Here is a 13500-nt window from a genome sequence, read left to right on the forward strand (position 1 = left end):
CGCTCGCGCGGGAGATGAAGTCAGCCGCTGTTTCGCAGCGCGGTGGCGATGGCGTTGATCGACAGCAGGATGCCTTCGCCGATCCGGGGATCGTCTTCGCCTGCGCGGTGGCGCTTGAGCAGCTCGATCTGGAGCAGGTTTAGCGGCTCGATATAGGGCAGGCGCAGGCGGATCGAGGTCTCCAGCCCAGGATGCTTCTCCAGCAGCCGAGTCTGCCGAGTGACGGTGAGCAGGGCGTCGTGAGTCGATTGCCAGCCCGAGCGGATATGGCCGAACACCTGGTCGCGAAGGCTCGCATCCGCGACCAGCGCGGCATAATGTTCGGCGATCGCCATGTCGGACTTGGCGAGCACCTGCTCCATATTGTCGAGCATCGAGCGGAAGAAGGGCCAGGCGACCGACATCTCGCGGAGCAGGCCCTTGTCCTCGAACGCCTCCACCGCGGCGCCGACGCCGTACCAGCCTGGCAGCATCACGCGCGCCTGCGCCCAGCTGAACACCCAGGGAATGGCGCGCAGGTCCTCGATGGCATCGGACTGCTTGCGGCTGGCAGGACGCGAACCGATCTTGAGGCCTGCAATCTCGGCGATCGGCGTCGCCTGACGGAAGAAGGTCTTGAAGCCTTCGGTCTCGTAGACGAGGCCGCGATAGGCCCTGAAGGCAGTGTCGGACAGCTGGTCCATTGCCGCGGCGAAGCGGGCTGCGTCCGCCGGGGCCAGCTTTTCGGGCTCCAGGCTGGCGAGCAGAGTGGCGGAGGCCATCGCTTCCAAGTTGGTCATCGCGCTTGCCCGCGTGCCGTATTTGGCAGCGATCACTTCGCCCTGTTCGGTGATGCGGATGCGGCCCTGCACCGTGCCGGGAGGCTGGGCGAGGATCGCCGAGAAGCTGGAGCCGCCGCCGCGCCCGACGGCGCCACCGCGGCCATGGAACAGCTGCATGGCGAGCTTGGCCTGTTCGAAAACCGGCTTGAGCGCAGTGGAGCCGCGCGAGAGCTGCCAGGTCGAGGTGAGATAACCCCCGTCCTTGTTGGAGTCCGAATAGCCGATCATCACTTCCTGATGACCGCGCCCGGCAGCGATCGTCGCCACTTCGGGGAGTGCAAGCCAGTCCTCCATGATCGCGGGAGCGGCTTCCAGATCGCCGATCGTCTCGAAAAGGGGGATCGCCATGACGTGCGCCTGCGGCTCCTCGCCGGGCACATAGAGGCCGGCCTCCTTGAGCAGCACGTGCACTTCGAGCAGGTCGGAGACCGACTGCGCCATCGAGACGATGTAGTGGGTGATGCACTGGCGCCCGTACTTGCCGTGCGCCTCGGCAGCGGCGCGGACGATGGCCAGCTCGGACGCGGTCTCCTCCGAATAGTCGGCATAGGGGCTGGTGAGCAGCCGCGGGCCAGCCAGTTCGCGGCGGAGCAGCGCCACGCGCGCCGCTTCGTCGAGCAGGGCATAGTCGCCTTCCACGCCAGCGGCCTGGAGCAGCTCGGCGACGACGCGCTCGTGGACGGCGCTGTTCTGGCGCATGTCGAGCGTCGCGAGGTGGAAGCCGAAGGTGTCGACCGCGCGGATCAGCCGGCCGAGCGCGCCGCCGCTGGCGAGCGGGCCTGCGCCTTCCGCGGCAAGCCCGCGAGCGATCGCGGCGAGTTCGTCGCGCAACTTGCCGGGATGGGCATAGGCCTTGCCGGGAAGCGGCGCGGGGCGGGCAGGGGCCTTGCCGGTCAGCGCCTCATGCGTCGCTGCGAGCCGGGCATAGATGCCCGACAAGGCGCGGCGATAGGGTTCGTCCTGGCGGCTGCGGCCGGTATCCTGGCTGGCGTCGGCCAGCTTCAGCACGGCCTCCTCGACCGCGGTGTGCTCGGTCGAGATCGACAGCTCGGCGCCGAGCGCGTGCACCGCGTCGAGATAATAAGCGAGCACGGTCTCGCTGGCGCGGGCGAGGACGAGGCGCAGCGAGTCCGCGGTTACGAACGGATTGCCGTCGCGGTCGCCACCGATCCAGTTGCCGGCGCGCAGGAAGGAGGGGACCCGCTCGCCCAATGCGCGGTCCCAGCGGGCGTAGAGCGCCGGCATCACCGGCAGGAACACGTCGCGGAAGTAGGACAGCACCGTCTCGATCTCGTCGGCGACGCCCAGTTTCTCGCGGCGGAGCACGCGCGTCTGCCACAGCAGGGCGATCTGGCGCAGGATCGCTTCGTCGACTTTGTCGCCGTCCTCGGTCTCGTCGAGTCCGAGATCCTTGAGCGCCATCAGCTCGGCGATCCGGTTCTTGTGGTCGATCATCGACTTGCGGCGGACTTCGGTGGGGTGCGCGGTGAGCACCGGCACGACCAGCGCATGGTCGAGCAGCGCCTTCACTGCGTCGCGGCCGATGCCGTCGCCCGCCAAGCGCTCCAGCGCCGAGGCCATGTCGGCCTGGTGCTCGACCGACGCGCCGTGGCGGTCCTCGGCGAGATTGGCGAGCATCGAGAACAGCATGAAGCCGCGCACGAAATCGAGGGTGTCGTCCAGGCTCAGCCGCTCCAGCCCGGAATCGATCGCGCTGGCGCCGGCGACGCCGCGGTGGCGGTCCACCGAGGTGGCGCGGATATATTCGATGCGCCTGAACAGCTCCTCGCCGCCATAGGCGCGGATCACATCGCCGAGCAGGCGACCGAGAAAGCGGATGTCGGGATTGTTTGCGATAGCAAGGCTGGCCATGGGAGCGTGTGCTGCACGCCGAGGCTGGCAGGGTCAACCATAGCCGCGGTTGCGGCCGCGCAATCCCTGCTTCGAGCGCCTGCCTGCCGCCGCAATTTTCTTGCGCATCCAACGCGGCTTCCTACCTTTGGTGGATGAATCCCGCCACGCTTGCCGCCCGTTCGCTGAAGACCGCTTTGGTGGGGCAAGTGCGTTCGGTGTTCCACGACCAGAACCGGGGCGAGCGCCCGGTGGTGCGGCGTGCGGACGGCCTGTTCGGGCCGGGCTCCGTTACCTGGCGGGTGCATGGCGACGTTACCAGCATGATGGTGGGCGGGGTGGCATCGCTCCTGCTCCAGATGCTGCATCCCGCCGTGCTGGCCGGGGTGTGGGACCATTCGGGCTTTCGCGAGGACATGCACGGGCGGCTGCGGCGCACGGCGCGCTTCATCGCGGTGACCAGCTATGGCTCGCGGGCCGAGGCCGAGGCGATGATCGCCAAGGTGCGGCAGGTGCATGGCTTCGTGCACGGCACCCTGCCCGATGGCACGCCCTACCGCGCCGACGACCCGCGGCTGCTCGCCTGGGTGCATGTGACCGAGAGCATCAGTTTCCTCGACGCCTGGCGGCGCTATGCCGAGCCCGGCATGTCGCTGGCCGATCAGGACCGGTATTTCGCCGAAGTGGCGCAGGTCGGCGAGAAGCTTGGCGCCGATCCGGTGCCGCGCAGCCGCGCCGAGGCCGAGGCGCTGATCGAGGCGATGCGCCCCGAACTGCTGGTCGACGCACGAACCCGGGACGTGGCGCATGTCCTGCTCAACCAGCCCGCGCCGAGCCTGGCGACCAAGCCGTTCCAGGCGCTGACCTTCCAGGCTGCCATCGACCTGTTGCCGCCTTGGGCGAGGCGGATGCACGGGCTGTCCGGGCCCGGCCTGGCAGCGCCGGCGGTGCGTGCGGTTACCCGCGGCGCCGCCGAGACGATGCGCTGGGCGTTTCGCTAGTTTCCAGTCCTCCCCCGCGATCACGAGGGAGGGTTCAAAGATCACACGTCCAGGTTGGCGACGCTGAGCGCGTTTTCCTGGATGAACTCGCGGCGGGGTTCGACCACGTCGCCCATCAGCTGGGTGAAGATCGCGTCGGCGACGTCGGCCTGATCGACCTGGACCACCAGCATCGAGCGGTTGGTGGGGTCGAGGGTGGTTTCCCACAGCTGTTCGGCGTTCATCTCGCCCAGACCCTTGTAGCGCTGGATCGCCAGACCCTTGCGGCCGGCGGTGAGGATCGCGTCGAGGAGCTGCGACGGACGCGACACCAGTGCCTCGCCCTTGCCGACGGTGACGGGTTCGTCCTCGCCCTCAAGCGCGAGCGCGGCTTCGACTTCGGTGGCGGGCACGGCCTTGGAAGGCACCAGCTTGGAGGGAAGCAGATAGCTGTCGGCCTGTTCGGCGGCGAGCGCGTGGAGCTTGCGCGCCTCGGCCGAGACCAGGAAGCTGGGCTCGACGATATGGTGGTCGGTCACGCCGCGCCACAGCCGCTCGAAATGATAGCCGCCATCCTCGGTGATGCGCGCCGACCAGCGCGCATCGGCATCGGCGGCGTCGAGGCGAGTGACCACCGACTTCAGGCTTGTGGCGCGCTGCTCGCGACTGGCTTCCGGATCGAGGCCGCGGCCGAGCGCCAGCGCCTCGATGATCGAGGGATCGTAGCGGCGCGGCACGTAGCGGGTGAGCGTGCGCATGCGGCGGGCATGCTCGACCAGGGTGCGCAGATCCTCGCCCGAGCGGATGGAGCCCGCGGTGTCGAGCACGTTGCCGCCGACGCCGGCGTCGACCAGATACTGGTCGAGCGCGCTGTCGTCCTTGAGATAGACTTCGCTACGCCCCTTGCTCGCTTTGTAGAGCGGCGGCTGGGCGATGTAGAGGTGCCCGGCGGTGATGATCTCGGGCATCTGGCGGTAGAAGAAGGTCAGCAGCAGCGTGCGGATGTGCGCGCCGTCGACGTCTGCGTCGGTCATGATGACGATCTTGTGGTAGCGCAGTTTCTCCAGGTTGAAGTCGTCGCGGCCGATGCCGGTGCCCATCGCCTGGATCAGCGTGCCGATTTCGCGGCTGCCCAGCATGCGATCGAAGCGCGCGCGCTCGACGTTGAGGATCTTGCCGCGCAGCGGAAGGATCGCCTGGAAGTGGCGGTCGCGGCCCTGCTTGGCCGAACCGCCGGCGGAGTCACCCTCGACCAGGAACAGCTCGGACTTGGCGGGATCGCGCTCCTGGCAGTCGGCGAGCTTGCCGGGCAGCGAGGCGATGTCCATCACGCCCTTGCGGCGAGTGAGTTCGCGCGCCTTCTTGGCGGCTTCGCGGGCGGCGGCGGCGTCGATCACCTTTTGGATGATCTGGCGGGCGACCTGGGGGTTCTCCTCGAGCCATTCGGCGAGCTTATCGGCCATCAGGCTTTCGAGGGGCTGGCGGACTTCGGAGGAGACCAATTTGTCCTTGGTCTGGCTGCTGAACTTGGGATCGGGCAACTTGACCGAGACGATTGCGGTGAGGCCTTCGCGCATGTCATCGCCGGTGAGGGAAACCTTTTCCTTCTTCATCGCGCCCGATTTCTCGGCGTAGTTGTTGAGCGTGCGGGTCAGCGCCGCGCGGAACGCCGCGAGGTGGGTGCCGCCGTCGCGCTGCGGGATGTTGTTGGTGAAGGCGAGGACGTTTTCGTAATAGCTGTCGTTCCACTCGAGCGCGACGTCGATGGTGACGTCGTCGCGGGTGCCGCTGATCGCCACCGGCTCGGGCATCAAGGGCACCTTGTTGCGATCGAGATACTTCACGAATGCGGCGATGCCGCCCTCATAAAACAGCTCGACTTCCTTGACCTCTTCATGCCGCGCATCGCGCAGGAACAGGCGCACGCCCGAATTGAGGAAGGCGAGCTCGCGATAGCGGTGCTCGAGCTTGTCGAAATCATATTCGGTGATCTTGAAGGTCGTCGGGCTGGCGAGGAAGGTGACGCGGGTACCCTTCTTAGGGACGCCGTCGGCATCGACTGCCTTGCCGATCACCTTGAGCGGCGCTTCGGCGTCGCCGTGGCGGAAGCGCATGTAATGCTCTTCACCGTCGCGCCAGATGTTGAGATCTAGCCATTCGGACAGCGCGTTGACCACCGACACGCCGACGCCGTGCAGCCCGCCCGACACCTTGTAGGCATTGTCGTCCGACGTATTCTCGAACTTACCGCCGGCGTGGAGCTGAGTCATGATGACCTCGGCCGCCGAGACGCCTTCCTCCGAGTGGATGCCGGTCGGAATGCCGCGGCCATTGTCCTCGACCGAGACCGAGCCATCGGCGTTGAGCTGGATGATGATCCGGTCGCAATGCCCGGCCAGCGCCTCGTCGATCGCGTTGTCGGACACCTCGAACACCATGTGGTGGAGGCCGGAGCCGTCATCGGTGTCGCCGATATACATGCCGGGGCGCTTGCGGACCGCGTCGAGGCCCTTGAGGACCTTGATCGAATCTGCGCCGTAGCTGTTCTGATTGGGAGCGTTGGTGTCGTCGGTTGCCATGCCCAGCATATAGGGTCCGCGCCGGTGAAACGGAAGCAAAATGGCACCCGCGGCGCGGCCGGGGCAGGGGGCGGCGCCGCGAGCGGGAGCGGGCGGGCCGCCGGCTTCATACCAGGGTCTCGGTGCGGTCGATCAGGGCGATGGTTCGGGCAGCGGCGGGGCTGGCGAACGCGGTCCAGCGGCGCAGCCATAGCCCGGCCTCGACCAGCGGATCGGCGTGGAGCGTGCAGCGCCGGCACTTGCCCTCACGCTGCCGCCGCACGAGTCCGGCGGCTTCGAGCACGGCGAGATGCTTGGCGGCTGCAGCGTCGCTGATCGCAAAGCCGGCGAGCAGGTCCCCGGTGCGCAGATCGCTTTGCGCCAATCGTGCGAGCATCGCCCGGCGGGTGGGGTCTGCGAGGGCGTGGAAGGTCTCTCCGACTCGGCTGACGATCATTACGTCGACCAGCCCGGCAAGGGGATCATCCAACCTTTTGGTTGGATGAAGAAGCTTAGGATTTCCGCCGTTTCCGCGGGTTTCGGACGATGTTGATGTTGCCGAAGTTGCGGTCTGACGCGGTGTGGCGCGGGGCCGAGCGGGGGTGGCGGAGCCGAACATAGGGCGAACGACAGCAGGGCAAATCCTATTTTGCCAGCGCTTTCGGGGGTGTCCGGTAACAGGTGGAGCACGGACCGGCGGCTTGCGGGCACCAAATCGGCGATCGCGGTCGCGCGTTCCTTGAACGCGTCTGCCGCCGTGCCTCCGGTTCAGTCGGTCGAAGGCGCGCGTCCGGACGCAAGTGCCTGCAACGCCGCGACATGGCTCTTGAAGGCATTCCGTCCTGCCGCGGTGCAGGCGATCCACGTTCTTTGCCGGGTGTTCACCGTCGCTTTTCGCAACTCAATGTACCCGCCATCGCTGAGCTGCGCGAGGTGCTTGGAAAGAACGGAGTCGCTGACCCCAAGAAGATCGCGCGCAGTCCCGAACTCCATTTCGCTCACGTCGGACAGCAGCGCCAGGAGTTGCAGCCGCGCCGGGGGGTGGATCAGGGGATCCAGCCGTTCAACGATCATGCGGCGCTCCATCCAGCTCCTGCTGGTATATGCGCTCCCAGACCATGCTCATTATCGTCGCGAACAGGGCCGTGGCGCTTCCGATCGCGAGGGGAGCCCAGGTCAGGCCGTGACGCGTCTTCAGGACGATGGCGCCGACCAGCGCCCCGAATGAGACCACCAGTATCGCGAACGTCACCCATCGCGTGCGCCCTCGTCGATAGCCGTTGACGAAGAACCCGTCTCGCCGTCGATCCCGGGCAACGATCACGGCGGTAAGAGCAGCGCAAGCGGAGGCCATGATCACGGGCCAGGATCCAGGCAGCGCATAGCCGGCGATCAGCCCGCCCAGCAAAAGGCCGACTGCGGCATGGCGAAGCAGCGACCATTTTGCCCGCTCGGCCAACGCGCTGCGCGTCGTCCGCATCATCTCCAGCGAACGAGCCGCCTCCATTTCGTCCATGCGTCACCTGCTTCCGACAAACGAGCCACTTTCTTCCACAGAAAGTTACGACTTGACGATATGGAAAGCAACAGTCACTTTCCAATATGGAAAACGACTCTGCAGGAGCTGACATGGTGCTTACGTTGATCTGGATTGCCGTGATGCTTGTCGGCGGCGCGCGGTGGGTGCGTCGAGACGTCGCGGCCTATGCGCGGTTCCAGACGCTTTCCGATACGATGGAGCGGCAGCATTTCTACCGCAGGTGGCTGGTCGAGAGTTTCGTCGTTTTCGTGGGCGCGAGCGTGATCAGCCTTTGGCTGGCGCACGCCTTGTGGCCGTTTGACGGCTTCCCCTCGGCGTTCGCACCGGCGAACCGTCTTTTGAACCAGGAGAGCCAGGATACCGGCGACCATTGGATGCTGATGGCGTTGGGTCTCACCGCGGGTATCGCGGTATCAGTCGCCGTGCAGTGGCGGCGCTTAAAAAACGTGCTTACGCCCAAAGGGAGCCCGGACGCGGCGTTGATCCCGCGCAACCGCCGCGAAGGCATGCTTGCTTTGTTGCTCAGCCTCAATGCGGGGTTCGGCGAAGAGTTGTTCTTCCGGCTGGCGCTGCCGATGCTCCTCCTCCAGGTTACGGATTCGCTCGCGGTCGCGTTGGCCGTGTCGGTGCTGAGCTTCGGACTGGCGCACGCGCATTATGGCTGGAAGGGCGTGCTTGCCACGACGGCCGCAGGCGCGATGTTGACCTTTTACTATCTCCACCACGGTTCGTTGCTGCGCGTCATGATCGCGCACGCGGTCATCGACGTGATCGCCTTCTTCGTTCGACCAGCGATCGCGGACTGGATCGTCTCGCGTCGAGCGCCAAGATGGGCTTTCCTGAACTCGTGAAGAGCCGCCGCCAGGGGTGGCTCAAGTGCGTGGGGGCCTTACTCGATCATGCCATTGGCGACTATATGCCGGGTGGCCGCGCCCGGCACCGCGTCGAACAGTGCCGGTTCGGTGCCCGTCATCCACACCTGGCCCCTGCCCGCGAGGCGTTCGAACAGCGCGGCGCGGCGCGTCGGGTCGAGATGGGCGGCGACTTCGTCGAGCAGGAGGATCGGGGCGCGGCCGATGCGGTCGGCGACCAGTTCGGCATGGGCGAGGACCAGGCCGAGCAGCAGCGCCTTTTGTTCGCCGGTGGAGCAGAGATGGGCAGGCTGGGCCTTGCCCAGATGGGTGACGGCCAGGTCGGCGCGGTGCGGGCCGGCGAGCGCGCGCCCGGCGGCGGCGTCGCGACGGCGGCCTTCGCGCAGGTCGCGGGAGAGGCTGTCGGCATCGCCGGTCCAGCCTTCCAGCGTCAGGCCGGCGCGGGCGAAGATGCCGTCGGGTTCGGCTTCCAAGCGGTCGCGCAGCAGGGTGACGGCGGCGTCGCGCGCGTGCTGGATGGCGGCGCCGTGCTCGGCCATGCGCGCCTCCAGCGCCGCCAGCCAGCTTGGATCGGGCGGGGTCTCGTCGGCGAGGAGGCGGTTGCGCTGGCGCATCGCGGCTTCGTAGCGCGTGGACTCGTGGGCGTGGCCGGGGGCCAGTGCGAGGGTCAGGCGATCGAGGAAACGGCGGCGTTCGCCGGGACCCTCCATGAACAGCCGGTCCATCGCCGGGGTGAGCCATAGCACCGTCAGCCATTCGGCAAGCACGGTGGCGGCGGTCGCGGCGCCGTTGACGCGGACCAGCCGGCGCTCGGGCGCGGCGCTTTGCGTGCCGGTACCGATCTCGACATCGCCGAGTGTCGCGGCGACCCCGAAGCCGCCGGTGCCGCCCTGGCGCGCCATTTCCGACAAGGGAGCGCGGCGCAGGCCGCGGCCCGGAGCGAGCAGCGACACGGCTTCGAGGATGTTGGTCTTGCCGGCGCCATTCTCTCCGGTCAGCACGACGAAGCCGCTGCCCGGCGTGAGCACTGCGTCGCGGTGATTGCGGAAGTCGGTCAGGACGAGCCGAGTGACGGGCATGGGCGCCTCCTAGCGCAGCCACTTGCCGGGCGACAGCACTTCGCCGATGAAGGCACGCGAAACAGAAGGAATCCCCATGATCCGTATCCGCATGGCCGTGGCCGGAGCGCTGCTCCTCGCCGCCTGCTCGAAGTCCCCCGAAGACGCCACCGCTACCTATGCGCTTGGCGGGCAGCCTGGCGGCATGACGCTCAAGGTCGCCGCCAACGGCGACGCGCGCATCGACATGACCGGCAATTCGCTGATCCGCCGCGAGGGTGTCGACTATCTGGTGGGCAAGGACAGCCAGGGCACGATCGTCGCGAAGCTCGACGATCTGGGCCAAGTGATCGGCACGGCGATGAAGGAGGCGGGCGTGAAGCCGCCGGCGCCGCCGCAGCAGATCCAATATGAGCTGGTGAAGACCGGCAACGAGACGATCGCCAATCTGCCCGGCGACCTGTGGAAGCTGCGCGCCAAGGGCGGCAAGCCGGCGCCGGGCGGCGATCTGGACGCGGTGATCAGCACCGACCCGGCCTATGCGCAAATGGGCAAGGCGCTGCAGCTGCAGACGCGGATGATGACCATCGGCATGCGCGAAGCCGGCCAGAAGCAGAGCGAGATGGATGCGCGCGTCGACGAGCTGATGGGCAAGGGCCTGGTGCTGCGGATGGGGCAGGGCCTGACGCTGGACAAGGTCGAGAAGACGAAGTTCGATGCCGACACCTTCAAGCTGCCCGCCGCGGCACTGAGCCGCGAGGCGCTGCAGGCACGTTTCAAGGCCGAGCGCGAGCGGATGATGCAGGCGCAGAAGGCGGCACCGCAGGGCGGACAGATGCCGGCGCCACCCGCGCCCGCACCGAGTGCCGCGCCCAAGGGGAAGTAAGGACAGGTTCTTCCGCCTCGGCGGAGCTAAGTCGGGGGAGGCACTGGACAATCGCCGGGGTGCCTCCCTATCGGCTGCGCGATGGGAATCATCGCAACCATCATGAACAGCACCACCGGCCAGCCGATCCAGAAGATGAGCTTTGGCCGCATGCCCAAGCCCTGGGCGTCCTTCACGCTGGAGAGCGGCGAGCTGGTCAAGGCGGACCGCGTCGAGGTGGGGAAGCCCGCGCCCGGCAAGGTCGTGGTGCCGGTGTCGGTGTGGGTGACGCCCAAGCAATAGCCGTTCGGTCGGTTCGCCGCTTAGGTCTGCCCCTGCGAAACGAAAGCCGTGGCTGAGTCGTTCGAGAGCCGGACAGGGAGTTACAGGACCATGCGTTTGGCAAGCTTTGGCGCGGCGGCGGCGGTTTTCCTGCTGGCCGGGTGCGGCAGCCAGGATCCGCGCGAGCAGCGGATCGACAATATCGAAGATGCGGCGGACGCCGTCGCGGACAATATCGAGGATACCGCCGAGCGGCAGGTCGACGCGATGCAGGCCGAGGCAGGCAATCTCACGAACCAGGCGAAGGCGTTAACGGGGTTCGAAGCCGAGCGGCTGCAGACGCGCGCCGGTGCGCTGAAGGAAGAAGCGAAGATTCTCGACCGCCAGGCAGATGCGCGGGCGCGGGCGGTGAAGGACAAGGCAAAGGCCGAGGTCAGCGCAATCCGGGCCGAATAGCGGCGTTCGTAGTCGCCCGGTCTTCCTACTTCCGTCACCCCGGCCTTGTGCCGGGGTCCCGCTGATTTGAGCGGGCAGAAGAAGCGGGATCCCGGCTCAAGGCCGGGATGACGGGGTTACACTCGCATCGGCATCAGGACGTAGAGCGCGGGCGACTGGTCGTTCTCGCGGATCAGCGTCGGGGCGGCGGCGTCGGCTAGGTGCACTTCGACCAGGTCGCCTTCGATCTGGCCGAGAATGTCCATCAGGTACCGGCTGTTGAAGCCGATCTCGAACGGCAGCGCTACATATTCACCGGGGACCTCCTCAGCCGCGGCGCCGTTTTCGGGGCTGGTGACCGACAGGATGATCTTGTCGCGATCGAGCGCCATCTTGACCGCGCGGGTCTTTTCGGTGGCGATCGTCGAGACGCGGTCGACGCCCTGCATGAAGCTCTTGGGATCGATCTTGAGGATCTTGTCGTTCGCGGTCGGGATGACACGGCTGTAATCGGGGAAGGTGCCGTCGATCAGCTTGGACGTCAGGATCGCCTGGCCGAGATCGAAGCGGATCTTCGAATTGGAGAGCGACACGCCGACCGAGCCATCGACTTCGTCGAGCAGCTTGCGCAGCTCGGCGACGCACTTACGCGGCACGATCACGTCGGGCATCGCCTCCGCCCCGTCCGGGCGGGCGACGGTGACGCGCGCCAGGCGATGGCCGTCGGTGGCCGCGGCCTTGAGCACCGGCTGGGGGTCATCGGTGACGTGCAGGAAGATGCCGTTGAGATAGTAGCGCGTCTCTTCGGTCGAGATCGCGAAGCGCGTCTTGTCGATGATCTGCTTGAGCGTCTCGGCCGGCAGCTCGAAGGTGGTGGGAAGCTCACCCTCGGCGATCATGGGGAAATCGTCGCGCGGCAGCGTCGCCAGCGTGAACTTGGCGCGGCCAGCGTTGATGGTGATGCGGCCCTCGGCGGCCGACAGCTCGACCTGCGAGCCCTCAGGCAGTTTCCGGGCGATGTCGAACAGGGTGTGCGCCGACACCGTGATCGCCCCGGGCTGATCCACCGCGGCGGGAATGGTCTCGTCGATCTGTAGGTCGAGGTCGGTCGCCATCAGCCGCAGCGCGCCCGAGGCCTGTGCCTCGATCAGCACGTTGGAAAGGATGGGAATCGTGTTGCGACGCTCGACCACGGACTGGACGTGGCTCAGGCCCCTCAACAGAGTTGCGCGTTCGATCGTCGCTTTCATGTCAAAACCCCCGGAACCGCCGGCACGAATCCAGTAGCGGCATTCATTCGATCCCAATCTCTAACGGCAAAAAGGGCCGGGGCAAGCGCCCCGACCCTTTCCTGCACAGCTAAATGCTGCGCCCGCGTTCCGAGACGCGTGCTTAGAAGCGGAAGCCGACGCCCGCGACGATCTGGTGACGGTCGGTGTCGACCTCGAAGCGGTCGGTGGTCCCACCGTTCGCATATTCGAAATCGGCATTGGTGTAGTTCGAGTAGCGGTACTCGAGCTTGGCATAGGTGTTGCGGCCGATCGACTTTTCGACGCCCGCGCCCAGACGCCAGCCGTCGAGCTGGAAGTTCTCGTCGAGCTCATCGGTGCCGTTCGAGGCAAGGACGTTCAGGCGGGCATTGGTGTAGCCGCCCTTGGCGTAGATGAGCGTGCCAGGTGCCGCGACGAAGCCGAGGCGGGCGCCGACATAGATGTCGCGGCCGGTGCCGACTTCGCCATAGCCGAAGAAGTTGGGATCGGTGCTGTTGGTGCGGGTCTTGCCGGTGGAGTCGCTCAGTTCGGCCTCGATGCCGAGCACGGCGCCGCCGAGCGGAATGTCATAGCCGGCCTCGACACCGTACTGGAAACCCTCGACGCTCTGGTCGTCGCCATCGACATCGGAATCCTCGGTGTTGCCCGGACGGACGATGTCGTAGCCGCCGATGACGCCGACGCGGAAGCCGCTTGGGGCTGCGTCCTGCGCGAATGCCGGTGCGGCGAAGGCGCTCGAAGCGGCCAGGGCGGCGGTGAAGAGGATCTTACGCATAACAAACTCCTTGATGATCCGACTGCCCAAGCGGGCGAGTGGGTGGCTTAACTGGGGTGGCGCGCAGGCAGTTGCATGAACGCCAGATAAACAGCGCGAAGCGTGACATTCGTGCAACAGCTACGCGCCCCCCGAGGTCGATCTCCGTCACCGAGGCTGACCGTTGGCTGAATGCAACGAAGTCGATCGGCA

General features: G+C 66.8%; 13 protein-coding genes. 5 read left to right on the plus strand and 8 right to left on the minus strand.

Annotation, left to right across the window (positions count from 1 at the left end):
• Positions 1-20: 20 nt before the first annotated feature.
• Positions 21-2693, minus strand: a complete 2673-nt coding sequence (gene ppc / locus LZ586_RS13755) for a phosphoenolpyruvate carboxylase (RefSeq protein ID WP_235076848.1) — start codon at positions 2691-2693, stop codon at positions 21-23.
• A gap of 134 nt (positions 2694-2827) precedes the next feature.
• Between ppc and LZ586_RS13760 the strand changes: the two genes are divergently transcribed.
• Complete coding sequence (locus LZ586_RS13760; protein ID WP_235076849.1) at positions 2828-3673, plus strand: oxygenase MpaB family protein; 846 nt, start codon at positions 2828-2830, stop codon at positions 3671-3673.
• Positions 3674-3714: 41 nt separating this feature from the next.
• Here LZ586_RS13760 and gyrB read toward each other — a convergent pair whose 3' ends face one another.
• The 4 genes from gyrB to LZ586_RS13780 all read right to left on the minus strand — a co-directional run bounded on the left by gyrB (position 3715) and on the right by LZ586_RS13780 (position 7726).
• On the minus strand, positions 3715-6240 hold the full coding sequence (gyrB, locus tag LZ586_RS13765) for a DNA topoisomerase (ATP-hydrolyzing) subunit B (RefSeq protein WP_413777292.1): 2526 nt from the start codon (positions 6238-6240) through the stop codon (positions 3715-3717).
• A gap of 97 nt (positions 6241-6337) precedes the next feature.
• The gene (locus tag LZ586_RS13770; RefSeq protein ID WP_235076851.1) at positions 6338-6700 is read right to left on the minus strand and encodes an ArsR/SmtB family transcription factor; all 363 of its coding nucleotides are present in this window, start codon (positions 6698-6700) and stop codon (positions 6338-6340) included.
• A gap of 278 nt (positions 6701-6978) precedes the next feature.
• Entirely contained in the window at positions 6979-7296 is a 318-nt protein-coding gene (locus tag LZ586_RS13775; RefSeq protein WP_235076852.1) for a transcriptional regulator, read from the minus strand.
• Complete coding sequence (locus tag LZ586_RS13780; protein ID WP_235076853.1) at positions 7274-7726, minus strand: hypothetical protein; 453 nt, start codon at positions 7724-7726, stop codon at positions 7274-7276. The genes LZ586_RS13775 and LZ586_RS13780 overlap by 23 nt, the downstream gene beginning before the upstream one ends.
• Before the next feature lie 113 nt (positions 7727-7839).
• On the opposite strand from LZ586_RS13780, the gene LZ586_RS13785 reads away from it, so the two are divergent.
• Entirely contained in the window at positions 7840-8601 is a 762-nt protein-coding gene (locus LZ586_RS13785) for a CPBP family intramembrane glutamic endopeptidase (RefSeq protein ID WP_235076854.1), read from the plus strand.
• 38 nt (positions 8602-8639) lie between these two features.
• Here the strand turns inward: LZ586_RS13785 and recF are convergent, their stop codons facing one another.
• The gene (gene recF, locus LZ586_RS13790) at positions 8640-9701 is read right to left on the minus strand and encodes a DNA replication/repair protein RecF (RefSeq protein ID WP_235076855.1); all 1062 of its coding nucleotides are present in this window, start codon (positions 9699-9701) and stop codon (positions 8640-8642) included.
• Positions 9702-9777: 76 nt separating this feature from the next.
• Between recF and LZ586_RS13795 the strand changes: the two genes are divergently transcribed.
• From LZ586_RS13795 to LZ586_RS13805, 3 genes are all read left to right on the plus strand, one after another.
• On the plus strand, positions 9778-10566 hold the full coding sequence (locus LZ586_RS13795) for a hypothetical protein (protein ID WP_235076856.1): 789 nt from the start codon (positions 9778-9780) through the stop codon (positions 10564-10566).
• An 81-nt stretch (positions 10567-10647) separates the two neighbouring features.
• Positions 10648-10848: a hypothetical protein gene (locus LZ586_RS13800; RefSeq protein WP_235076857.1), complete on the plus strand. Its 201-nt coding sequence runs from the start codon at positions 10648-10650 to the stop codon at positions 10846-10848.
• A 90-nt stretch (positions 10849-10938) separates the two neighbouring features.
• Positions 10939-11283, plus strand: a complete 345-nt coding sequence (locus LZ586_RS13805) for a hypothetical protein (RefSeq protein WP_235076858.1) — start codon at positions 10939-10941, stop codon at positions 11281-11283.
• Between the two features lie 116 nt (positions 11284-11399).
• Here the strand turns inward: LZ586_RS13805 and dnaN are convergent, their stop codons facing one another.
• Positions 11400-12512, minus strand: a complete 1113-nt coding sequence (dnaN, locus tag LZ586_RS13810; RefSeq protein WP_235076859.1) for a DNA polymerase III subunit beta — start codon at positions 12510-12512, stop codon at positions 11400-11402.
• 142 nt (positions 12513-12654) lie between these two features.
• The gene (locus tag LZ586_RS13815) at positions 12655-13308 is read right to left on the minus strand and encodes an outer membrane protein (protein ID WP_235076860.1); all 654 of its coding nucleotides are present in this window, start codon (positions 13306-13308) and stop codon (positions 12655-12657) included.
• Positions 13309-13500 lie beyond the last annotated feature (192 nt).

The sequence above is a fragment of the Sphingomonas sp. S2-65 genome (assembly GCF_021513175.1).
Taxonomy (GTDB): Bacteria; Pseudomonadota; Alphaproteobacteria; order Sphingomonadales; family Sphingomonadaceae; genus Sphingomonas.